A 25,816-nucleotide genomic window follows, 5' to 3' on the forward strand; every position below is an offset into this window, starting at 1 on the left:
AGGCGCGGCGCTGGGCCGAGCTGGTGGGCGGGCACGCCGTCACCGTGCTCAACTGCGTCCCGACCGTGCTGGACCTCCTCCTGGGCGCCGGCGGGCCGCTCGGCAGCCTGCGGGCGGTGCTGCTCGGCGGCGACCGGGTGGGCGTCGACCTGCCCGGCCGGCTCGAGGCCGCGGCGCCGGGCTGCCGCTTCCTCGCCCTCGGCGGCACCACGGAGACGGCGATCCACTCGACGATCCTCGAGGTGCCCGCGGGCGGGCCGGTGCCGCCCGAATGGCGCTGCGTCCCCTACGGCACGCCGCTGCGCAACGTCCGGCTGCGGGTCGTCGACCCGCTGGGCCGGGACTGCCCGGACCACGTGCCCGGGGAGCTGTGGATCGGCGGCGACGGCGTCGCGCTCGGCTACCTCGCCGACCCGGAGCTCACGGCGAGCCGGTTCGTCGAGCTGGCGGGCGCGCGCTGGTACCGGACCGGCGACCTGGCCCGCTACACCCCCGACGGCACCGTCGAGTTCCTCGGCCGCGGCGACGACCAGGTGAAGATCCGCGGGTTCCGGGTCGAGCTGGGCGAGGTCGAGGCGGCGCTGCTGGCGGTCCCCGGCGTGCGCGCCGGCGTCGCCGCGGTCACCGCGGCCGGGCCGGGCCGCGGGCCGTCGCTGAGCGCCGCCGTGGTCCTGGTGGCTGGGCCGTCGCCGGTCGAGCAGCCCGCGGTGGCCGCCGCGGCGGTCCGCGAGGCGCTGCGCCTGGCGCTGCCGCCGCACATGGTGCCGGACCGGGTGGTGGTGCTCGGCGAGCTGCCGCTGACCAAGAACGGGAAGATCGACCGGCGCGCCGTCGGCGCCCTGCTGGCCGGCCCCGTCGCCGGCGGTGAGGCCGCCCGGTCCGCGCCGCGCGACGACCTCGAACGCGTGCTCCTGAAGATCTGGCGCGAGGTGCTCGCGGCGGCGGACCCCGGCGTGTCCGACGAGTTCTTCGCGCTCGGCGGCGACTCGGTGCTGGCGACCGCGCTGGTCGCGCGGGTTCGCGAGGAGCTCGACACCGAGGACGTCTCGGTGCGGGCCCTGTTCGGCGCCCCCACCATCGCCGGGTTCGCCGAGGCGCTGCGCCGGGTTGAGCCGTCGCCGGGGCGGCTCGACCGCGTCGCGTCCCTCGTCCTGGAGATCGACGCGCTGTCGGACAGCGAGGTCGAGGCGCTCCTCGCGGCCACGCCCGGGGGAGAGCCAGGCACCGAACCGCTCGCCGCCGACCGGGGGGACCGGGCCGCCACCGGCGACGAGGGCTCCGCGGGACAGGCCTCCGCTGACGAGGCCACTGTTGGCCAGGCCGCCGTTGAACCGCCCGCCACCGGGCAGCTCGCTACCGGGCGGCCCGCCGCCGGGCAGCCCGCCACCGGGGCCGCCGGTCCCGGCGAGCGCGCCGCGGCCGTCGCCGACCCGCTGGCGGATGACTGGGCGCGCTGGCCGGAGGAGTTCGAACGGCGCTACCGCGCCGACGGCTACTGGCGGGACGAGACCCTGGGCGAGCTGCCGCGCGCCTGGGCACGCCGGTCCGGGGACGCGACCGCGCTGGTGGCCGGCGACCGGCGGATCAGCTACGCCGAGCTCGACGCCGAGGCGGACGACCTCGCCGCCGGCCTCGCCACCCTCGGCCTCGCCGCGGGGGACAGGGTGATTCTGCACCTGCCCAACCGGGCGGAGCTCGTCACCGTCCTGTTCGCGCTGGCGCGCCTCGGCGCCGTCCCGGTGCTGGCGCTGCCCGCGCACCGGCGGACCGAGATCGAGCACTTCGCCCGGCTCTCCGACGCGGTCGCCTATGTGATCGCCGACCGTCACGAGGGCTTCGACTACCGCGACCTGGCCGGAGAGCTGACCGAGGCCGTCGGTTCGCTGCGCCACGTCCTCGTCGCGGGCGAGGCCGGCCCGTTCACCGCATTGGACGCGGTGGCGGCCGCCGGCGCGGCGGCCCGCCGGCGCGGCGAAGCCGCCGGTCCCGCGGGAGCCTCGCCGCCCGGGGCGCGGGCGCCGGACGCCGGGGCGCCGCGGCAGGACCCGGCCGGGGTGGCGCTCATGCTGATCTCCGGTGGCACCACCGGCAAGCCCAAGCTGATCCCCCGCACCCACCGGGACTACGCCTACAACGCGCGCGCGAGCGCGGCGGTGGCCGGGCTGGCCGCGGCCGACGTCTACCTGGCGGCCCTGCCCGCGGCGCACAACTTCCCGCTCGCCTGCCCCGGGATCCTCGGCACCCTCGGCGCCGGCGGGACGGTGGTGCTGGCGGCCTCGGCCAGCCCGGACGTGGCCTTCCGGCTGATCGCCGCCGAGCGGGTGACGGTGACCGCCCTGGTCCCGGCGCTCGCCAGGATGTGGACCGACGCGGCCGGCTGGGAACGGCCGGACCTCACCAGCCTGCGGCTGCTGCAGGTCGGCGGGGCGCGGCTCGACGAGGGCCTGGCCCGCGAGATCCCCGGGGCGCTCGGCTGCGCGGTCCAGCAGGTCTTCGGAATGGCCGAGGGGCTGCTCAACTTCACCCGGCTGGACGACCCGCCCGACCTGGTCGCGACCACCCAGGGGCGGCCGCTCGCCGACGCCGACGAGCTGCGGGTCGTCGACGGCGAGGGCGCCGAGGTCGCGCCCACGGAGGTCGGCGAGCTGTGGACCCGCGGTCCCTACACGATCCGCGGCTACTACCGGGCGGCCGCGCACAACGCGGTGACGTTCACCTCCGACGGCTTCTACCGCACCGGCGACCTGGTGCGGCGGCTGCCGTCGGGCCACCTCGTCGTCGAGGGCCGGGTCAAGGACGTCATCAACCGGGGCGGCGAGAAGATCAGCGCAGGCGAGCTGGAGGAGGAGCTGCTCGCCCACCCGGCCATCGCCCAGGCGGCCGTGGTCGGGATCGCGGACGAGACCGTCGGCGAGAGCATCTGCGCCGTCGTCGTGCCCCCGCCGGGCGCGGAGCCGCCCGGGCTCGGCCAGCTGCGGGGGCACCTCGTCGAGCGCGGGCTCGCCCGGATCAAGCTGCCCGACCGGCTGGTCGTGCTCGACGCCCTTCCCCTGACCGCGGTCGGCAAGATCGACAAGAAGGAGCTGCGCCGGCGGCTCGACCGCTGACGCCGTCCGCGCGCCACGGCCGCGAGCCGTGGCGCGCGGTGGTGCCGACGCCCCCCGCTCCGGCGACGCCGTCTCGCGCCGTCCCGCCGTCGTGTCGCTGCCGGCCGGCCCGACCGCGCTCGCCCGCCTCCCACCCACCCGTGCCCGGCGCCACCCGCGGCGCGCCCGACCCGCGCCCGCCCTCGCTCGTCACCGCTCGTTCCCCGATGTCGGCTCGCTCGCGGCCGGCGTATTTCCAGAGGTGGACCCCATGAGCCTTTCCCGACTCACCCCGGAGCCTGGAACCTCGGACCCCGCCCGAGGGGATGACGGAAACGGCCTGGCGGGCGGCGCCCGTTCCCAGGAGCGCAAGCGCGAGCTGCTGCGCCGCCGCCTGGCGGCCGAGCAGCTCGCCGCCCGCCGCCGGCCGTCCGAGCGCCGATCCGCGGACCAGCCGGCGCCCGCCGGCCGGATCCCCGGCCACGGATACCCGCTCACCCCCGGCCAGCTGCGGATGTGGTTCCTCCAGCAGCTCGACCCGGGCGGCGTCGCCTACAACATCTGCGTCGCCTTCGACCTCACCGGCCCGCTGGACGCAGGCGACCTGCGCCGGGCGCTGAACGCCGTGGCCAGCCGCCACGAGATCCTGCGTACGACCTACCACGCCACCGCCGACGGGCAGCCCGAGCAGGTCGTCCATGCCGACCTCGCGCCCGGCTGGGCCAGCCTCGACCTCGGCGCCGAGCCGGCGGCCGAGGGCGACAGCCTGGTGGACGCGGCCGTGACCCGCGCGGCCCGGCACTCCTTCGACCTCGCCGCCGAGTCCCCGCTGCGGCTGACGCTGCTGCGCCAGGCGGACGAGCTGCACACGCTCGTCCTGGCCGCGCACCACATCGCCTGGGACGACGGCTCGTGGGCGGTGTTCTTCGGGGAGCTGCTCGAGCACTACGACCGGCACCGGCGCGGCCTGCCGCCGGCCGAGACACGCGCCGGCGCCCCGCAGTACCTGGACGCCGCCGCCGGCGGAGCCCCGGCGCCGGCGGCCGGGCTGGACTACTGGCGGGAGCGGCTGGCCGGTCTGCCCGAGCCGGCACGGCTGCCCGGTGACGGCGCGCTGACGCCGGACGGCGACCGGGGGACGACCGGCCCGACGGCGAGCGCGGCTGGTGACCTCTCAGCGAGCGCGGCTGGTGACCTCTCAGCAAGCACGGCTGACGGCGGCCCGTCGGGTGACCTCGTCACCCGACGCGCCGTGGGCGGGCTCGCCCGCCGGGTGCGGGCGTTCGCGGCCGAGCACGGCGCGACCCCGTTCATGGCGCTGTTGGCCGGCTACGGCACGCTGCTGCACCGGTACAGCGGCGCGACCGACCTGGTGGTGGGCTCGCCGGTGGTCAACCGCGACCGGCCCGGCGCCGACCGCCTGATCGGCTACTTCGGCAACACCCTCGCACTGCGGCTGCGGATCCGCCCTTCCGACTCGTTCGCCGCCGTCCTCGCGCACACCCGCGAGGTGTGCCGGGGCGCGTTCGCCCACCAGGACGTCGACCTCGAGGACGTCGTCCGGGCCGTCAACCCGGACCGGACGGACGCCGTCACCAGCCTGTTCGGCACCACGTTCGCGGTTCGCGCCCGGCCGGGCGAGCACCTGGGCGGCGCCGCCGCCCCGGAACTGCGCGCGCGGCGGCGCCCGGTGCGCGGCGGCGCCGCGCAGCTCCCGCTCGGCGTCGTCGCGGAGCTCGACGGCGACGAGCTGGACCTGGAGGCGACGTTCCTGACCGACCGGCTGGCGGCTCCCGTCGCGGCCGACGTGCTGCGCCGGTTCGAACGTCTCCTGGGCGCGGCGCTCGCCGCCCCGGACCGGCCGGTCGGGGCGCTCGAGCTGCTCGAGGACGACGAACGCCATCGGCTGCTGGTCGAGTGGAACGACACCGCGGCGCCCGACCCGGCACCCGGCCAGGCCGCGAGCTGGGCCGAGCTGTTCACCCGGCGGGCGCTGGCCGCGCCGGAGGCCCCCGCCGTCATCACGTCCGGCGCGACCCTGAGCTACGGCGAGCTGGCCGCCCGCGCCGCCACGCTCACCCGGCACCTGCGCGCGCTCGGGGCCGGCCCGGGCCGGCTGGTCGCGCTCGCCGTGGGGCGCTCCGCCGACCTGCTGGTCGCGCTGGTCGGGGTGAGCCGGGCCGGCGCCGCCTACCTGCCCGTCGACCCCGACCACCCGGCCGACCGGGTCGCCCACCTGCTCGCCGACGCCCGGCCCGCCCTCGTCATCACCACCAGCGCGTTGCTCCTCTCGCTGCCGGTCCCGGACGACGTCCTCGTCGTCCTGCTGGACCGGATGGCGGACGGGCCGGGCGCCGAGGCGGCGAACACGCCGTGGCCGGACGCCGACCCGGCCACGGCCGCGTACATGATCTACACCTCCGGTTCGACGGGACGTCCCAAGGGCGTCGTCGTCCCGCACCGCGCGCTGTCGACGTTCCTCGCGGCCATGGTCGACGGGTTCGGCCTCGGGCCGGGTGACCGGGTGCTCGCGCTGACCACGTTCTCCTTCGACATCGCCGCTCTCGAGCTGCTCGCGCCACTGACCGCCGGCGCCGCCGTGCGGCTCGCCGACCGGGACGAGGCGCGCGACCCGGCCTGGCTTTCCGCCCTGCTCGCCGCCGGTGAGGTCACGCTCGCGCAGGCCACCCCGTCCCTGTGGGCGTCGATCCTGGACGCCGACGCCGTCCCCTTCCCTGGCGTGCGCGTGCTCGCTGGCGGCGAGCCGCTGCCGCCGGCGCTCGCCGACCGGCTGACCGCGCGCGCCGGACGGGTCTGGAACATGTACGGCCCGACCGAGACCACCATCTGGTCGACCAGCGGCCCGGTGCTGGCGGGCGGCGGTCTGCCGTCGATCGGCCGGCCGATCCGCGGCACCCGGGTCTACGTGCTCGACACGGCGCTGGCCCCGGTCGCCCCCGGCGTCCTCGGCGAGCTCTACATCGCCGGCGACGGGGTGGCCGACGGCTACCTCGGCCAGCCGGGCCTCACCGCCAGCCGCTTCGTCGCCGACCCGTTCGGGCCAGCCGGCGCGCGGCTGTACCGCACCGGTGACCTCGCCCGCTGGCGGGTCCGGGAGCCGGCCGCCGCCGGTCCGGTGACCCCGGAGCTGGAGGTCGTCGGCCGGGTGGACGACCAGGTCAAGGTGCGCGGCTTCCGGATCGAGCCGGGTGAGATCGAGGCGGTGCTCGGGCGACACCCGGAGGTCGCCCGCTGCGCGGTCGCCGCCCGGGCGGACACCGGCGCCACCCGCCGCCTGGTCGCGTACGTGGTCCCGGCCGGCCCGGGCGTGCCGCGGCCGGCGGCGGGCACCGCCGAGCCGCTGCCGGACGGCCTCGACCGCGCGCTGCGGGAGCACCTCGCCGCGGCGCTGCCGGAATACATGGTGCCGGCGGCGTTCGTCGCCGTCGCCGAGCTGCCGACGACGCCGAACGGCAAGCTCGACCGGCGCGCCCTGCCCGCGCCCGGCATCCCCCGCCCGACGGCCGGCGCCCGGCCGCCCGTGACCCCCGCCGAAGAACTCCTCTGCGCGTCGTTCGCCGCTGTGCTCGGCCTCGAGCGGGTCGGCGCCGACGACTCCTTCTTCCACCTGGGGGGCGACAGCATCCTCGCCTTCGGCGTGCTGGCCCGCGCCCGGGCCGCCGGCCTCGCGCTGGGCCTGAGCGACGTCTTCGCGCATCCCACCCCGGCCGCGCTCGCCGACCGCCTGACGACCGGGCGTCCGGCGGCGGAGCCCGGCGTGGCCGAGCACGACGCCGCCTCGTCGGCCGACCTCTCGTCCACCGATCCTTCCTCCGTCGATCCCTCGTCCGGCGCCTCGGCGGCCGCCGAGGCCCTGCCCGCGGCGGCCGGCGGGACCGTGGCGGGTGAGCCGGCGCCCGCTGAGCTGGCCGAGGTGGCCGAGCTGGGGCAGGTCGTCGAACTGGCTGAGGTGGAGCCGGCGGACGTCGCCCGGTGGCGAGCCCGGTTCCCGGAGATGACAGCGGTGTGGCCGCTGTCGCCTCTCCAGGCGGGGCTGCTCTTCCACGCCCTGGCCGACGGCGACCCGGCGGACGAGCCAAGGCCGCCGGACAGGCCGGAGACGCCGGGCGCGCCGGACGTGTACGTCCTTCAGTTCGCCGTCGAGCTCGACGGCCGGCTCGACCGGCGGCGCCTGCGGGCGGCGGCGCGCGCCCTGATCGCGGCGCACGACAACCTGCGGACGGCGTTCGTCACCGACGCGCGCGTTCCCGCGCAGCTCGTGCTGGGGCCGCTCGAGCCGGACTGGACGGAGGCTGACCTGTCCGGCTGGCCGGAGGCCGAGCGCGCGGCCGAGTCGGCCCGGCTCGCCGACGCCGACCGGCTAACCCGCTTCGACCTGTCCGCGCCGCCGCTCCTGCGCTTCCTCCTGCTCACGACCGGCCCGGGGTCGCACCGGCTGGTCGTGACCGCGCACCACATCGTGCTGGACGGCTGGTCGCTGCCGCTCGTGCTGCGCGAGCTCTTCGCCCGGTACGAGTCCCCGCCGGCCGCGCCGCGCACGGCCGGCGCCGACGCCGGTACGGGCATCGGCGCCGGCGCCACGGCGGGCGGCCGGGTGAGCTCGCCGCCGTCGACCGGCTACGTCGACTACCTGCGCCTGCTGGCCCGCCAGGACCGGGACACCACCGCGGCCGCCTGGGCGGCGGCGCTGGCCGGGCTGGACGAGCCCACGATGCTCGCCGGTGACGCGCCGGCCGGCCCCGCCGGCCGGGCGGGCGCGGCGGACTCGGCGGGCACGGCCACCGTCGAACGGTTCGCGGACGCCGCGCTGACCGCCCGGCTCGCCCGCTTCACCCGGGCCGCGGGCGTCACCCTCGCCACGGTGCTGCGCGCTGGTTGGGCCGTCCTGCTCGCCCGCGCGGTCGGGCGTGACGACGTGGTGTTCGGCACGACCGTCGCGGGCCGCCCGCCGGAGCTGCCCGGCGTCGCCGACCTGGTCGGGCTGTTCAACGCCACCGTCCCGGTCCGGGTCACGCTCGACCGGGCGGAGAGCGCCGCCGGGCTGCTGCGCCGCGTGCAGGCCGAACAGGGCGCGCTGGCCGACCACCAGCTGCTCGGGCTGGCCGGCATCCAGGCCGCCGCCGGGCTCGGCGACCTGTTCGACACCCTGCTCGTGCTGGAGTCCTACCCGTTCGACCGGGCCACCCTGCTACCCGCGGGCAGCGACCTGCGCGTCGTTTCGCTGGACGGCCTCGACGCGACCCATTACCCGTTGACGGTGCGGGTGATCCCCGGCGAGCGCCTGCGGCTGACCCTCGGGTACGCCCCGCGCCTGCTCGCCGAGCGGACCGTGACGGCGCTCGCCGACCGGCTGCTCGCCCTGCTCGCGGCGATCGTCGACGCCCCGGAGACGCCCGTCGGCGCCCTCGGCGCGGCCGTCGCTCCGGCCAGCGCTCCGTCCGTCGTCGTCACCGCGGCCGGCGCCAGCGCGGCCGACCTCACCGCGGCCGTCCTCGCCGGCACGTCCGCCGGTGAGGACGCCGCGACCGGTGACGCCACCGGTGACGCCGCCGCTGACGGGTGTGTCGCCGTCGACGGCGGCGCGGACGGCCCGGCCAGACGGGCGCGCCCACGCGGCGCGACCCTGCCGGAGCTGTTCGAGGAGCAGGCGCTGCGCGCGCCGACGGCGGTGGCCGCCCGCTGGCGGGACACCGAGCTCACCTACGCCGAACTCGACGCCCGCGCGAACCGGATCGCGAACCTGCTGGTCGCCCGCGGCGTCGGCCGCGAGTCGATCGTCGGGGTCGCGATCGGCCGGTCGACCGACCTCGTGGTGGCGCTGCTCGCCGTCCAGAAGGCCGGCGCCGCCTACCTCCCGCTGGACGTCGGCTACCCGGCCGACCGACTCTCCTACATGCTGCGCGACGCGGCCCCGGCGTGCGTGCTCACGGTGGACGGGGCCCGCGACGCCCTGCCGGCCCGGTCCGGCGCGCCGCTGCTCGTGCTCGACGACCCGGCGGTGCTGGCCGCGCTGGCGGCCGCGCCGACGACCAGCCCCACCCTGGACACCGACCGCCGCGCGCTCCCGAGCTCGCCGGCCTACGTCATCTACACCTCCGGGTCCACCGGGCGGCCGAAGGGCGTCGTCGTCCCGCACGAGGCGGTCACCGCCCTGTTCGCGAACACGGACCACTGGTTCGGCTTCGACGACACCGACGTGTGGACGATGTTCCACTCGGCGTCGTTCGACTTCTCCGTCTGGGAGTTGTGGGGACCGCTGCTGCGCGGCGGCCGGCTCGTCGTCGTCGACCAGGACGTCGCCCGGTCACCCGAGCAGTTCCTCGAGTTGCTGCGCCGGGAGTCGGTGACCGTGCTCAACCAGACGCCGTCGGCGTTCACCCAGCTGATGGCGGCCGAGGCGGATCTCGGCGGCGACCCGTCCACGCTCGCCCTGCGTTACGTGATCTTTGGTGGCGAGGCGCTCGATCTTTCACGGCTCGCCACCTGGTACGCCAGGCACCCGGACGACGCCCCGGCGCTGGTCAACATGTACGGCATCACCGAGACGACGGTGCACGTGACCTACGCGCGTCTCGACCGGGTGAGCGCCGCGGCGGCGAAGGGCAGCTCGATCGGCGTGCCCATTCCCGGCCTGCGGGCGCGGATCCTCGACCAGCACCTCACCCCGGTCCCGCCGGGGGTGGCCGGTGAGCTGTATGTGAGCGGCGATCAGCTAGCCCGCGGCTACCTGGGCCGGCCGGGCCTGACGGCGACCCGGTTCGTCGCCTGCCCCGACGGCGCGCCGGGGGAGCGGATGTACCGCACCGGGGACCTGGCGCGGCAGGCGCCGGACGGCGGGCTGGAGTACCTGGGCCGGGCCGACGACCAGGTCAAGATCCGCGGCTTCCGGGTGGAGCTCGGCGAGATCGAGAGCGTGCTCGCCGAGCACCCGGCTGTCCAGACCGCGGTGGTGCTCGCCCGCCAGGACCGGCCGGGTCAGCGGCGGCTGGTCGGATACGTCGTGCCGCGCCCCGGCTCGGCGGACGACGCGGCCGACCTGGGCGCGACGCTGCGCCGGCACGCCGCCGCCGCGCTGCCGGAGTTCATGGTCCCGGCCGCCGTCGTCGTGCTCGACACGCTGCCGCTGACCCGCAACGGCAAGCTCGACCGGGCAAGCCTGCCCGCGCCCGACCTGGCAGCGCCCGTCACCGCCACCGCCGGTCGCACCGCGGCCGAGCGGACGCTGTGCGCGGTGTTCGCCGACGTCCTCGGCGTCGAACGGGTCGGCGTCGACGACGACTTCTTCTCCCTCGGCGGCGACAGCATCGTCGCGATCCAGCTCGTCAACCGTGCCCGGCGCGAGCGGATCACCTTCACCCCTCGCGAGGTGTTCCAGCACCGCACCCCGGCCGCGCTCGCGGCCCTGGCGGCCGCCGTCCAGAACGGCTCCGTCCAGGACGGCTCCGTCCAGGACGGTTCCGGCGGCGTCAGCCCCGCGATCCCCGGCGCGGCCGGCGCCGCCGCTACCGCCACCGCCGGGGACGCCGCCGCCGGCGCGCCGGCCGAGCCGGGCCACGACCCGGACGGGGTCGGCGTCCTCACCCCGCTGCCGGTCGTCGCCCGGCTCGCCGAGTGGGGCGGCCCGATCCGGCGGCTCAACCAGGCGTTCCTCGTCCGGGTGCCGGCCGGTGCCGACCTGGCGGCGCTGGGTGCCGCGCTGGATGCCGTGCTGGACCGGCACGACGGCCTGCGCGCGCGGCTGCTGCGCCCGGCGCCCGCGCTGTGGCTGCTGCGGACAGCCGCGCCCGGCACGGTGGCCGTCGGCGGGCTGCTGACCCGCGTCGACATCGCGGGCCTGGCCGCGCCCGAGGTGCGCGCCGTCGTCGCCGCCGAGTCGGCGGCGGCCGCCGAGGCGCTCGACCCGGACGCGGGGGCGATGCTGCGCGCGGTGTGGCTCGACGCCGGCCCGGCCGAGCCCGGCCGGCTCCTGCTGGTCGCGCACCACCTGGTCGTCGACGGCGTGTCATGGCGGATCCTGCTCGCCGACCTCGGCGAGGCCTTCGCGGCGGCGCGCGCCGGCCAGCCGCCGTGGCTGGCCCCGGTCCCCACCTCGCTGCGCACGTTCGCCCGGGTCTTCGCGGAGCGCGCCCAGGACCCGGACAGGCTCGCCGAGCTCGCGCACTGGACCGCGACGCTCACCCCCGGCGCCGGGCTCACCGATCCCACGGGTCTCGCGGATCCCGCGGGTCCCCTTGAGGGCACTGAGCTCACCGGCGGAACGGACGGAGCCGGCCACCCCATCGACGCCACCGGCGGCGCCGGCCGAGCGCTGGCGGGCCGAGGCGGGGCGGCGGGCCGGTTCGCGGACACCGCCCGGCACGTCGTCGAGGTACCGCCAGCGGTCACCGTCCCGCTGCTGACGGTGCCGGCGAGTGGGGTAGCCGCCGCCGGCACCGAGATAACCGACGTGCTCCTGGCCGCCCTGCGGGTGGCGGTCGCGCGCTGGCGGCACGAGCGCGGCTGGGACGGCTCGGCCGACCTGCTCGTCGACGTGGAGCGGCACGGCCGCGCGGAGATCGCCCCCGGGCTGGACCTGTCCCGCGCCGTCGGCTGGTTCACCAGCATCGTCCCGGTCCGCCTGCCGGCCGCCGCCGGGCTGGACGCGGCCGAGACGTTGCGGCTGGTGACCGAGCGGTGGCGGGCGACGCCGGACGGCGGCATCGGCTACGGCATGCTGCGCCACGCCAACCCGCTCGCCGCCGCGACGCTGGCCGCCGCGGCCCGGCCGGAGGTGCTGTTCAACTACCTGGGCCGGTTCGACGCCGACCCGGCGGCGGACTGGGCGCTCGCCCCGGAGAGCGACGCGCTCGCCGCGCACCCTGACCCCGACCTCGCCGTCGGCCACCCGCTGACCTGCGACGCCGCCTGCGTCCAGGGCGCGGACGGCCCGACGCTGCGGGCGACGTTCACCTACCTGTCGACCGTGCTGCCCGCCGCCGACGCGGCCCGGATCGCCGACGGCTGGGTGTCCGCGCTGCGCGAGCTCGCCGCGCTCGCGCCCGCCGGCCGGCGGGCTGGCCAGGCCACGCGCCAGGCCGAGGACCAGGCAGGAGGCCCCGCCGAGGGGCCGGCAGAGGGACGGATCGACTCGGCCGGGCTCTCCCCGGCCGACGTCGAGCGGATCAGGCGGGCGAGCCCCGCGCCGGTCGAACAGATCTGGCCGCTGTCGCCGCTGCAGGAGGGCCTGCTGTTCCACTCGGCCCTCGACCGGTCCGGCGACGCGTACACGGCGCAGTTCAGCCTCGACTTCGCCCACCGGCTCGACGGCGACCGGCTGCGGCGCGCCTGCGAGCAGTTCATGCGGCGCAACCCGGTCCTGCGGGCCGGCTTCGTCAGCGACGGCCTGCCCGCGCCGGCGCAGGTCATCCTCACCGGACTGCCGGCGCCGCTGGCCGAGGTCGACCTGTCCGGGCTCGCCGAGCCCGAGCGCGCCGCGCGCGCGGCCCAGCTGGCCGATCGCGACCGGACGACGCCGTTCGACGTCACCCGGCCGCCGCTGTTCCGGCTCCTCCTGCTGCACCTCGGCGACGGCCGCGACCGGCTGGTGATCAACCGCCAGGTGCTGCTCTGGGACGGCTGGTCCGGCGCGCTGGTGATCGACCAGCTGCTGGGGCTCTACGCGGCCGACCCGGGCGGCGATCCCGGCGGTGACGGCGAGACCGGGCAGGCCGCCGGGCCGCCCGCCCCGGCGGCCTCCTACAGGGACTTCCTGGACTGGCTCGCCCGCCAGGACACCGCCGTGGCCACGGCGGCCTGGCGCGCGGCCCTGGACGGCCTGGACGGGCCGACGCTCGTGGTGCCCGCCGCCCGTGGGCTCGCGCCGGTCGAACCCGGGCGGATCACCGTCGAGCTGCCCGAACGCACGACCGCCGCGACGCGGGCGCTCGCCCGTGAGGCCGGTCTCACGATCAACTCCGTCTTCAACGCGGCGCTCGCGCTGGTGCTGGCGAGCGCGACCGGTGGCGACGACGTCGTGTTCGGCACCACCGTGGCCGGCCGGCCGACCGAGCTGCCCGGCATCGACGACGTCATCGGCCTGTTCCTGAACACGGTTCCCGCCCGGGTCCGGCTGGACCCGGCGGAGACCGTCGCGGACCTGCTGCGCCGCGTCCAGGCCGAGCGCGTCGCGCTGATGGACCACGAGTACCTCGGCCTGGGCGAGATCCAGCGCGCCGCCGGGCATCCGGAGCTGTTCGACACCCTGTACGTGCTGCAGAACTTCATCGACGAGGTGGCGACGGACGCCACCAGCGCCCGCTACGGCATCACCGGCGGCACCAGCGTCGACCACACCCACTACCCGCTGACCTTCGTGCTGTTCCCCGGCGCGCGGATCACCGTCCGGCTGGAATACCGCCCCGACGTCGTCGACGCCGCGCTGGCCGACGCGCTCGTGCGCCGGTTCGTCGCACTGCTCGACACGCTGGCCGCCGACCCGGCCGCTCCGGTCGGCTCGGTCCAGGTGCTGCTGCCGGCCGAGCGCGCGGCGCTGGCCGCCGCGCACGAGCCGCCGCCGTCCGGCGACGAGACGCCCGCTCGCCCGGGCGGCACGGACCGGGAGGCCGCCGACGAGACCATCGCCGACCTGCTGGCCGCCCAGGCGGCGCGCACCCCCGACGCCACCGCCCTCGTGCTGAGTCATGGGTGGCCACGTACGGGCCCGGGCTCCCGGCGGGTCAGCTACGCCGAGCTCGACGGCCGGGTGAACCGGCTGGCCCGGCTGCTGCGCGCGCACGGCGCCGGGCCGGAGCGGGTCGTCGCGCTCGCGCTCGGCCGGTCGCTCGACATGGTCGCCGCGCTGTTCGCCGTGCTGCGGGCCGGCGCCGCCTACCTGCCGCTCGAGCTGGACCACCCCGCCCCGCGGCTGAACGCGATGATCGCCGACGCGGGTGCCTCCCTGGTGCTCGCCACCAGGGCCACCGCCGGCTACCTCGGTGCCGTCGACGCCCCCACTGTCGCTGCCCTCACTGTCGATGCCTCCGCCACCGGCGCCCCCGCCCTCGATGGCCCGGCACACGCCCCCGACGCCGATGCCCCCGACGCCGGCGGACCGGGCTGGCTGGTGCTCGACGAGCCGGCGACCGCCGAGCGGCTGGCGGCCCAGGACGCCGGCGAGCTCACCGCCGCCGAGCTGGGCGGCTTCGCGCGCGGCCGCGCCGGCCGGCTCGACCATCCCGCGTACGTGATCTACACCTCCGGCTCCACCGGCCGCCCGAAGGGCGTCGTCACCCCCTACCGGGGCCTGACCAACATGCAGCTCAACCACCAGAAGGAGATCTTCGACCCGACGGTGGCCCTGGCCCGGGGTTCCTGCCGGATCGGCGAAGCCGATCTGGGAGGTCTGGGGCGGCGGCTGCGGATCGCGCACACGGTCTCGTTCGCCTTCGACATGTCCTGGGAGGAGCTGCTCTGGCTGGTCGAGGGCCACGAGGTGCACATCTGCGACGAGAACCTGCGGCGCGACGGCGAGGCGCTGGTCGCCTACTGCCACGAGCACCGGGTGGACGTCGTCAACGTCACCCCGACCTACGCCCAGCACCTGCTGGAGCTTGGCCTGCTCGCGGACGGGCCCACCGGCCCGGGTGAACCGGCCGGCGCCACCCGCGCCATCGGCGCCGCCGGCGGTGCCGCCGCCGGTGCCGGGCACCGGCCGTGCCTGGTGATGCTGGGCGGCGAGGCCGTCTCGGACACGTTGTGGAACCGGCTGCGCGACACCACGGGGACGGCGGGCTACAACCTCTACGGCCCGACCGAGTACACGATCAACACTCTCGGCGCCGGTACCGCCGACAGCGCGACGCCCACCGTGGGCCGGCCGATCCGCGACACCCGGGCCTACGTCCTGGACCGCTGGCTGCGCCCCGTCCCGGACGGGGTACCCGGCGAGCTCTACGTCGCGGGCGCCGGCCTGGCCCGCGGCTACCTCGGCCAGCCGGGCCTGACCGCGGCCCGGTTCGTCGCGGACCCGTCGGTGCCGGGCGGCCGGATGTACCGCACCGGCGACCTGGTGCGGCGCCGAGCCGGCGAGGCGAACCTGGACTTCCTCGGCCGCACCGACGAGCAGGTGAAGATCCGGGGCCACCGGGTCGAGCTCGGGGAGATCACTTCGGCGCTCGAGCGGCACCCCGGGGTCGCCCAGGCCGCGGTGGTCGCCGCGGACGACCCGGCGCAGCCCGGCGGGCGGCGGCTCGTCGCCTACGTCGTCCCCGCCGAGCCGACGGCCGCCGACCGGGCGGCCGCCGAGGCCGACCAGGTCGGCGAGTGGCGGCAGGTCTACACCGACGAGTACACGGCGATCCCCACCGCCCTCACCAGGGAGGATTTCGCCGGCTGGGACTCCAGCTACGACGGCCAGCCGATCCCGGTCGAGGAGATGCGGGAGTGGCGCGCGGCGACCGTCGCGCGGATCCGGGAGCTCGCGCCCCGCCGCGTGCTGGAGATCGGCGTCGGCACCGGCCTGCTGCTCGGGCAGCTCGCGCCGGGGTGCGAGAGCTACTGGGGCACGGACTTCGCGGCGCCGGTGCTCGAGAAGCTGCGCGCCGAGCTCGACGCGGACCCGGCCCGCTTCGGCGCGGTCGAGCTGCGCCACCGGCCGGCGCACGACCTGACCGGGCTGCCGACCGGCTACTTCGACACGGTCGTGCTCAACTCCGTCGCCCAGTACTTCCCCGGCGCCGAGTACCTGCGCCGGGTGCTCACCGGCGTCTTCGGGCTGCTCGCCCCGGGCGGCGCGGTGTTCGTCGGAGACGTGCGTGACCTGGGCCGGCTGCCCGTCCTGCACACCGCGATCGAGCTCGCCCGCGCCGGCGGCGGCGCCGTCCCGGCCGCCCGGCTCGTGGCCGCCGTCGACCGCCGGGTGGCGCTGGAGAAGGAGCTGGTCCTGGCGCCCGAGTTCTTCACGGCGTTCGGCGCCGAGCACTACGCGGCGGTGTCGGTACGTGTCAAGCGAGGCCTGGCCAGCAACGAGCTCAGCCGGCACCGGTTCGACGTGGTGCTGAGCCCGCGTCCGGCGAGCCCACCGGTGTCACTGGCCGCCGCCCCCGCGCTGGTCTGGGGGGAGCGGATCGCGGACCTCGACGGGCTCGCCGCCCTGCTGGCCACGGACCGGCCCGCCGCGCTGCGCCTGACGAGGCTGCCGGACGCCCGGGTGGCCGACGAGGTCGCCGCGGCCGTCGCGCTCGGCACGGTGGCGGCCGAGCCAGCCGCCGGCCGGGCCGTCGACCCGGAGCGGCTGTGCCTGCTCGCCGAGCGTCTCGGCTACGAGCCGCTGGTCACCCGCGCCGCCGCCGGGCCGGGCCTGCTCGACGCGGTGCTCCTGCGCGCCGGCGCGGCCGGAGCCGGCCCGCGCGCCGACGTCTACCTTCCTGACGCCCGCTTTCCTGACGCCCGTCCTGTCGAGGCCCGTCCCGCCGGCGGCCCGGTGCCCGCCGGCCGGGCGCGGGTCGCGAACGACCCGACGTCCGCCCGGCACACCGCCGAGCTCGTCGGGCGGCTGCGCGGTGACCTCGGCGTCGAGCTGCCCGACTATCTCGTCCCCGCCGCCTTCGTGCCGCTGGCCCGGATCCCGCTGACGACCAACGGCAAGCTCGACGTCGCGGCGCTGCCGCCGGCCGAGCCCGCCGTGGCCCGCGGCTCATCCCGGCCGCCGTCCACCCCGGTGGAGGAGACCCTCTGCGCGCTGTTCGCCGACGTGCTGGGGCTGCCCGAGACCGGCGTCGACGACGACTTCTTCGCCCTCGGTGGCCACTCGCTGCTCGCCACCCGGCTGGTCAGCCGGATCCGCGGCGCGCTCGGCGTGGACCTGGCGATCCGCGACCTGTTCGAGGCGCCGACCGTCGCCGCGCTCGCGCCGCGGGCCACTCCCGCGGCCGGCGCCGACGTCGCCGGCGAGGCCGGCGGCGGTTCCGCCGGGGCCAGCGCGGCGACGGCCGCGCCCGGGGCCGCGCGGCCGCGGCCGACCCGGGCCGCCCGCGAGCCAGGCGAACGGATCCCCCTGTCACCCGCGCAGCGCCGCCTCTGGCTGGTCGACCGGTTCGCGGAAGGCACCAACGCCTACAACTACCCGCTGGTGATCGAGCTCGCCGGGCAGGTCGACCTAGCCGCCCTGGCGGCCGCCGTCGGCGACGTGATCGACCGGCACGAGATCCTGCGGACCGTCATCGCCGAGCACGACGGTGAGCCGTACCAGCTCGTCGGTGACCCGGGCGCCGTCCGGCCCGAGGTGACGGCGCTCGACTGCGCGCCCGAACAGGTCACCGAGCGGGTCAGGGCGGCGGCGTCCGCGCCGTTCGACCTGCGGACCGATCCGCCGCTGCGGCTGACCGTGCTGCGCCCCGGCCCGGCCAGCACGGTGCTGGTGATCGTGCTGCACCACATCGCGACCGACGAGTGGTCCGACCGCCCGTTCCTGCTCGACCTGGACGCCGCCTACGCCGCCCGGCTGGCCGGGAGGGCGCCGAGCCTTCCCCCGCTGGCGGTCCAGTACGCCGACTACACCCGCTGGCAGCGTGAGCTGCTCGGCGACCCGGCCGACCCGGGCAGCCGCGCGGCCCGCCAGCTCGGGTTCTGGGCGGAGGCGCTGGCCGGGCTGCCGGACGAGATCCCGCTGCCGCTGGACCGGCCCCGCCCGCCGGTGCGCGCCGGCGCGGGCGGGCGGGAGACCCGCGAGCTGCCCGTGGCGACGGTGGCCGCCCTGCGCGCCCTGTGCGCCCGGACGGGGACGAGCATGTCGATGCTCGCGCACGCGGCCGTCGCGGCCCTGCTGCACCGGCTGGGCGCCGGCGACGACATTCCCGTCGGCGTGCCGATCGCCGGGCGCACCGACGAGGCCCTCGAGCCGCTGGTCGGGTTCTTCGTCAACACCCTGGTCCCGCGGTCCGACCTGTCGGGAGACCCCACCTTCGTCGAGCTGCTGGCGAGGACTCGCCGCGCCGACCTCGCGGCGTTCGATCACCAGGACGTCCCGTTCGAGGACGTGGTCGCCGCCCTCAACCCGCGCCGCGTCGCCGGCCGCAACCCGCTGTTCCAGGTGATGGCCGGCTACCACCACCTCACCGACGACGACCGGCGGCTGTTCGGCCTGCCGGCGAGCTGGCCGGACCCGGACTTCCACGTCGTCAAGTTCGACCTGGACATCACCTTCGTGGACCGGGCCGCCCGCGACCAGGTCACGGTGCTGGTCGAGTACGCGCTCGACGTCCTGGACGCGCCGACCGCCGCCAGGATCGCCGACCGGCTGGTCGCCCTGCTCGACGCGGCCGGCGCCGACCCGGACCGGCCGGTCAGCCGGCTGCCACTCGTCGGGGCCGGCGAGCGGGCCGCCGCGCTGGCCGCCGCGACCGGCGCGGTGCTCGATGCGTCGCCGGCCGATGCGTCGCCGGCCGGGGTGCCGGAGCTGCTCGCCCTGGCGGCGGCCGCCCACCCGGAGCGGGTCGCCCTGGTCACCGGCGGGCGGCGGCTGACCTTCGGCGAGCTCGCCGCCCAGGCGAACCGGCTCGCCCGGCTGCTCGCCGACCCGGCGGCCGGCCGGGCGGGGGGCCTGGCCGCGGGGGAGGCCGGCGAACCGGTGGTGGCGCTCGCGCTGCCACGGGAACTGATGGTCCCCGCGATCTTCGGGGCGCTCGCCGCCGGCGCCGCCTACCTGCCGCTCGACCACGACCAGCCGGAGGAGCGGCTGGCCTTCCTGCTCGCCGACGCCGCGCCCGCCGTCGTCGTCACCACCACGGAGCTCGCCGGCCGGCTGCCCGCGGCCACGGACGCGGTCACCGTTCTCCTGGACGAGGCGGAGACCCGGACGCGCCTCGCCGCGCTCCCCGGCACCCCGCCCGACCTCCCGTCCGCCGCCGCGACCGGCGGGCCCCCGGCCGGGGCGGCCTACGTCCTCTACACCTCCGGCTCGACCGGCCGGCCGAAGGCCGTCGTCGGCACCCACGGGGGCCTGGCCAACCTGTTCGCCGCGCAGCGCGCCGACGTCATCGACCCGGCCAGCCGCGCCGCCGGCGGGAGCGTCCTGCGCGTCGCGCACGCGGCGCCGTTCGGCTTCGACGCGTCCTGGGAGCCGCTGCTGTGGCTGCTCGCCGGCCACGAGCTGCACGTGGTGGACGAGGCCACGCTGCGGGACCCGGCCGTGTTCGCCGGCTACGTCACCACCGAGCGGGTCGAGGTCGTCGACGTCACCCCGAGCTATCTGGCCGAGCTCGCGCGGCACGGCTTCCTCGAGCCGGGCACGCACCGGCCGAGCGTGCTCGTGGTCGGCGGGGAGGCGACCCCGGCGGCGCTGTGGGAACGGCTGCGGGCACTCGACGGCACCGCCGTCCACAACCTGTACGGGCCAACCGAGTACACCGTGGACGCCTACGGCTGGCACTCCGCTGGCCGGCCGGGAGCGGCGGACCCGCCCGGCACCCCGGCGGAGTGGGCCGCGCCCGTCGCCAACACGCGGGTGTACGTGCTGGACGCCGCGCTGGAGCCCGCGCCGGACGGGGTCCCCGGTGAGCTGTACCTCGCCGGGGGCGGCCTCGCCCGCGGCTACCTGCGCCGCCCCGGCCTGACCGCCGCCCGGTTCGTGCCCGACCCGTTCGGCGAACCCGGCGCGCGGATGTACCGGACCGGCGACCGGGCCCGCCGCCGCGGGGACGGCACGCTGGAGCTGCTCGGCCGCGCCGACGACCAGCTCAAGCTGCGCGGCCTGCGGATCGAGCCCGGCGAGATCGAGAACGTTCTGGCGGAGCACCCGGATGTCGCGGCCGCGGCGGTGGTTGCCCGCGAGGACGCCCCGGGCGCCGCCCGGCTCGTCGCCTACGTCGTTCCCGCCACCGTCCTGGCGGGCGAGGCGGCAGGCGCGGCTGGCGCTGGCGACGCCGCGGCGGCGGTCGACCTCGCGGCGCTGCGCGCCCACGTCGCCGCCCGGCTGCCCGCGTACCTGGTGCCGGCCGCGTTCGTCGCGCTGCCGGAGCTGCCGCGCACGGTCAACGGCAAGCTCGACCGCGCGGCGCTGCCGGCCCCGGACGCGTCGCCGCGCCCGGCCGGGCGCCGGGCACGGCCCGGGCGCGAGCAGCTGCTCGCGGAGCTGTTCGCCGAGGTGCTCGGCGTCGCCGAGGTCGGCGTCGACGACGACTTCTTCGCCCTCGGCGGGCACTCGCTGCTGGTGATGCGGCTGCGCGGCCGGATCCGGACGGTCCTCGGCGTGGACGTGGCGCCGCGGGCGGTGTTCGACGCGCCGACCGTCGCCGGCCTGGTGGGCCAGCTCGACGCCACCCGGGCCGCGTGGCCCGCGCTCGCCGCCGATCCCGGCCAGCCTGATCCCGGCCAGCCCGCCCCGCTGTCCTGGGCGCAGCGCCGGATGTGGGTGCTCGGCCAGGTCGCCGGCCCGAGCCCGGCCTACAACATCCCGATCACCTGGCGGCTCACGGGCCCGCTCGACGTCGACGCGCTGCGGCTGGCGGTGTCCGACGTGGTCGGTCGGCACGAGGTGTTGCGCACCGTGTTCCCCGCGCCGGACGGGGACCCGGTCGGGCGGGTCGTCGCCGCGGCCGAGGCGCGGGTCCCGTTCGTGGTGGAGGACGTCGAGCCGGACCGGCCGGACGCGCTGGCGCACCGGCTGGCGGCCGCCGCCGCGCACCCGTTCGACCTCGAGACCGAGATCCCGGTCCGGGTGACCGTGCTCCGGCTTGGGCCGGCGCTGCGCGTCGTCCAGTTCCTGGTGCACCACATCGCGGCGGACGAGGGCTCCGACCGGCCGTTCGCCCGTGACCTGACGGCCGCCTACCGCGCCCGGGCCGCCGGGCACGCGCCCCGCTGGGCGCCGCCGCCGCTGACCTACGCCGACTACGCGCGCTGGCAGCGCGCGCTGCTCGGCGACGAGCGCGACGCTGACAGCCGGGCGGCTCGCCAGCGGGAGTTCTGGCGCCGGACGCTCGCCGGGCTGCCCGAGGAGCTGAGCCTGCCGACAGACCGGCCACGGCCGGCCCAGCCCAGCCACGCCGGCGGCGTCGTCGAGCGGACCTGGGACCCCGAGCTGGTCGCCGGGCTGCGCGCGCTCGCCCGCGAGCACGGCGTGACCGTGTTCATGGTGCTGCGAGCCGCCGTCGCGGCGCTGCTGCACCGGCTGGGCGCGGGCGACGACATCCCCCTGGGCAGCCCGGTCGCCGGCCGGGTCGACGAGCGGCTCGAGGGCGTCGTGGGCCTGTTCCTGAACACGCTGGTGCTGCGGACGGACCTGTCCGGCGACCCGACGTTCGCCGAGCTGCTCGCCCGGGTGCGCGCCGTGGACCTCGCGGCCCTCGACCACCAGGACCTGCCCTTCGACCGGGTCGTCGACGCCGTGAACCCGCCGCGCTCGCTCGCCAGGCACCCGCTGTTCCAGGTGATGGTGGTGTACCTGCCGGCCTCCGACGCGGCCGGCGAGCTCGACCTGCCGGGCGTCGCCGCCAGCCCCGAGCCGGTCAGGACCGACACCGCCAAGTTCGACCTGTCGTTCGACTTCGTCGAGCACCCCTTCGTCGAGCACCCCACCGCCGAGCACCCCACCGCCGAGGACCCCTCCGTTGGGCACGCCGGGGCGGACGGGAAGGCCGCCGGCCTGACCGTCGGGATCGCCTACAGCGCGGACCTGTTCGACCCCGAGACGGTCGAGGCGCTGGCCGGCCGGCTGCGCCAGCTGGTCGAGGCGGCGCTCGCCGGGCCGGGGACGCGGATCGGGTCGCTGCCGGTCCTCGACCCGGCCGAGCGGGCACGGGTGCTGGTCGACTTCAACCGCACCGACCGCGACGTCGTCGAGCTGACCTGGCCCGCGGCGTTCGAGGCGACGGCCCGGCGCCTGCCCGACGCGGCGGCCGTGGTCTGCGAGGACGTCGCGCTGACCTACGCGGAGCTGGACGCGCGCGCGAACCGGCTAGCCCGGCTGCTCGCCGCCCGCGGCACGCGGCGCGGGGACGTCGTCGCCGTCGCGGTGGGGCGCTCGGTCGACCTGGTCGTCGCCCTGCTCGGCGTGCTCAAGGCGGGGGCGGCTTATCTGCCGATCGACCTGGACCATCCCGCCCACCGGGTCGCGTTCATGCTGTCCGACGCGGGCGCCCGGCTCGTGCTGTCGACCACGGACCGCGCCGCCGAACTGTCCACCCTGGCCGCGGGCGACTCCGAGGCCGGGCCAGGTGCCCGGGCCGACGACGACGGCGACAGTGGCCACGCCAACGCCAACGCCAACGCCAAGGCCAACGCCGTCTCCGTCGCCGCCGACGGCGTTGGCGCCGACGGGGGCGGCGGCGCCGCTGAGCGCGATCGCGCCGGCCGCCGGCTGGTGTTGCTCGACGACCCGGCGACGGTCGCGGCGCTCGCCAGCCACGATCCGGCCTCCCCGGGCCCCGGGACGGCCGAACTGTGCCTCGACGACGCCGCGTACGTGATCTACACCTCCGGGTCGACCGGACAGCCCAAGGGTGTGGTCGTCACCCACGAGGGCATCGGCAGCCTCGTCGCCACGGCCGTCGACCGGCTCGGCGTGGACGAGCGCTCCCGCGTCGCGCAGTTCGCCTCCGTCGGGTTCGACGTGACGGTGTTCGACCTGTGCATGGCGCTGTGCGTCGGTGGGTGCTCGGTCATCGTGCCGGAAGGGCGCCGGGTGGCCGGCCCCGAGCTCACCGACTACCTGGTCGAGCACGGCGCCACCCACATGATCCTGCCGCCCTCGCTGGTGGCCGCGCTGCCGCCGGGCTGCGCGCTGCCGGCGGGCGGGGTGCTGGTCGTCGGTACCGAGATGGTGCCGACGGAGACGGTCCGGCGCTGGGCGCGCGACCTGCGCGTCGTGGCCGCCTACGGGCTGACCGAGGCCACCGTGAACTCGACGCTCTGGGCGGCCGACCCGGACTGGCGCGGGCCCGTCCCCATCGGCGTACCCGACCCGAACACCCGGGCCTACGTCCTGGACCCGGCGCTGCGGCCGGTCGGCGTCGGCGTGGTCGGCGAGCTCTACGTCGGTGGCCGGGGGCTTGCCCGCGGCTACCACGGCCGCGCCGGCCTCACCGCCTCCCGGTTCGTCGCCGACCCGTTCGGCCCGCCCGGCGCGCGCCTGTACCGCACCGGTGACCGGGCGCGCTGGCGCGCGCGAACCTCCCAGATCACGACCTCCCAGATCACGACCTCCCAGATCGACTTCGTCGATCCGGCAGGGACCCCGTTCGTCGATCCGGCAGGGACCCCGGGGGTGCTGGACTTCCTGGGAAGGGCCGACGACCAGATCAAGATCCGGGGATTCCGGATCGAGCCGGGCGAGGTCCAGGCCGCGCTGATGCGCCATCCGGACGTGCGGCAGGCCGCCGTGCTCGCGGTGGCCGACGCGTCCGGCGCCAGACGCCTGGTCGCCTACGCCGTCCCCGAGGGCGCCGGGCTGGACCCGGCGGCCGTGCGCGCGCACGCGGCCGAGCACCTGCCGGAGTACATGGTCCCGGCCGCCGTGGTGGCCGTGCCTGGGCGGCTGCCGCTGACCCCCAACGGCAAGCTCGACCGGGCGGCGCTGCCCGCCGTCGACCTCGCCGCGGGCGCCGCTGGCCGCGCGCCCGCGACCGAGCTGGAGGCGCGGCTGTGCGCGCTGTTCGCCGCCGCGCTCGGGCTGCCCCGGATCGGCGCGGACGACGACTTCTTCGCGCTCGGCGGCGACAGCATCGTCGCGATGCGGCTGGTCAGCCGGCTGCGCGCGGACGGGTTCCCGCTCGCCGCCCGCGAGCTGTTCCGGCATCGGACCCCGGCGGAGCTGGCCGCGGCCCTCGAGGCCCGCGCCGCCGCGAACGGCCGCGGCGCCGGGCGGCGGCCCGCCGACGGCGCTCGCGCGGGTGCTCTTCCCAACGGCGACGTTCCCGCCGGCGGCGATGGTCTCCTCGGCGACGGCGGCCTTACCAGCGACGGCAGCCTGAACGGTGACGACGGTCCCGGCGGCGGCGGCGTCCGGACGGCCTCGGGCGCCGCCACCGGCGCCGGCTTCGACGGTGGCGACGACGAAGGCACAGGGCTGGCGGCGGCGACCCCCGCGTTGCGCGCGCTGCGTGACGAGGGCGGTGGCGTCGATGGTTTCTCCTCGCCGGTCCTGCTCCAGGCGCCGGCCGGCCTCGACCTGGACACGCTGGTCGCCGTCCTGAGGGCCCTGGCCGACCGGCATGACCTGCTACGGGCCCGGCTGGTCCGGGCCGGCGGCGCTGGCGGTGCGGGCCGGGAGCCGGACTGGCTCCTCGACGTCGCCCCGCCCGGCTCCGCCGACGTCCACTCCTGGGCGCGCCGCGTGGACGTCCGCGGGCTGGCCGGCACGAGCGGCGGCGAGCGGCGGCTCGCCGCGATCATCGCCGCTCACGCGCGGGCCGCGGACGCCGAGCTGGACCCGGACCGCGGCGTGCTGGTCCGCTGCGTGTGGTTCGACGCCGGTGCTGGCGGTCCGGGCCGGCTGCTCCTGCTCGTCCACCATCTCGTCGTCGACGGGGTGTCCTGGCAGGTGCTGCTGGCGGACGTGGCCGAGGCGGCCGCGGCCGTGGCGGCGGGGCGCGAGCCCCGGCTGGCCCCGGTGCCGACGTCGTACCGACGGTGGGCCGGCCGGTTGGCCGAGCGCGCGCTCGCCCCGGACGTCGAGTCGCAGCTGCCCTTCTGGACGCGGCTGCTCGCCCAGGGGACCTCGCTTCCCCGGCCGCCCGGCGACCCGGACCGCGGCGAGCCTCGCGGCGGTGCGTATGCCGGCGGTGCGCATGTCGACGGTGGGCCCGGCGACCGTGGGCCTGGCGACGGTGAGCCCGGCGGCGGCGAGCCGGGCGGGCCGGTCAGCGTCACGCTGACCGGACCGCGGGCGGCCGACCTGCTCGCCGCCGTGCCGGCGGCGTTCGGGGCGCGGGTCGACGAGGTGCTGCTCACCGCGCTGTCGCTGGCGGTCGCCGACTGCCGGCGGCGCTGGCTCGCCGGGCAGGCGAGCGACGAGCCCGGCGTGAGTGGCGTTCTCGTCGCGCTGCAGGGACACGGCCGTCACGAGCACCTCGTCGACGACCTGGACCTGTCCCGCACGGTCGGCTGGTTCGCCGAGGTCGTCCCCGTCTGGCTCGGCCACGACGCCGTCGAGCTCGGCTCGGCCCCGGCATCCGCCGGCGGCGCGTCCCGCGGCGACGCGTTCACCGGCGCGGCTGTCCAGGATCGCTTGGCGCCCGACCAGGCGGGTCCGGATCACGCGGGTCCAGCTCGCGTGGGGCCGGACCACGCGGCGCTGGCCGCCGCGGTGGCGCGGACCCGGGCGCTGCTCGCGGCGGTGCCGGACGGCGGCACGGGCTACAGCCTGCTGCGCTACCTGAACCCGCGCACGGCCCCGGTGCTCGCCGCGGCCGGACGGCCGGCGGTCTACCTCAACTACGAGGGCCGGCTCACCCGCCCCCGGCCGGGCGACTGGGACGTCGCCGCCGAGGACGAGGCGCTGTTCGCCGACTGGAACGCCGACCGGCCCGACCCGTTCGGGCTGACCGTCCTGGTGCGCGCGCTCGACCGGGCCGACGGCACCGAGCTGGTCGCCCGGTGGAGCTCCGGCCCGGGCGGGCCGCCCGCGGCCGCGGTCCGTGAGCTCGCCTCGGCCTGGGTCCGGGCGCTGGACGCGCTGCGCGCCGCCGCGGGGGTCGCCGGCCGATGACCGCCCAGGCCCGTGTGCCGCCCCGCGC

Annotated in this window: 2 protein-coding genes; both read left to right on the forward strand. The window is 77.6% G+C overall.

Annotated elements, in window-relative coordinates; all coding sequences use genetic code 11:
- Positions 1-3,107 (forward strand): AMP-binding protein (locus tag I6A81_RS46505; RefSeq protein WP_307874687.1); only part of this gene is annotated, 3,107 nt, incomplete at its 5' end.
- Between the two features lie 250 nt (positions 3,108-3,357).
- Positions 3,358-25,788 (forward strand): non-ribosomal peptide synthetase, encoded by a 22,431-nt coding sequence (locus tag I6A81_RS15735; RefSeq protein WP_203010218.1) that lies wholly within the window; start codon positions 3,358-3,360, stop codon positions 25,786-25,788.
- Positions 25,789-25,816: the final 28 nt, after the last annotated feature.

This window comes from Frankia nepalensis (genome assembly GCF_016786325.1).
Lineage (GTDB): Bacteria > Actinomycetota > Actinomycetes > Frankiales > Frankiaceae > Pseudofrankia > Pseudofrankia nepalensis.

Excerpts from the sequence above, each read along its gene's own strand:
- I6A81_RS15735 (WP_203010218.1), top strand. The coding sequence starts at position 3,358 with ATGAGCCTTTCCCGACTCACCCCGGAGCCTGGAACCTCGGACCCCGCC.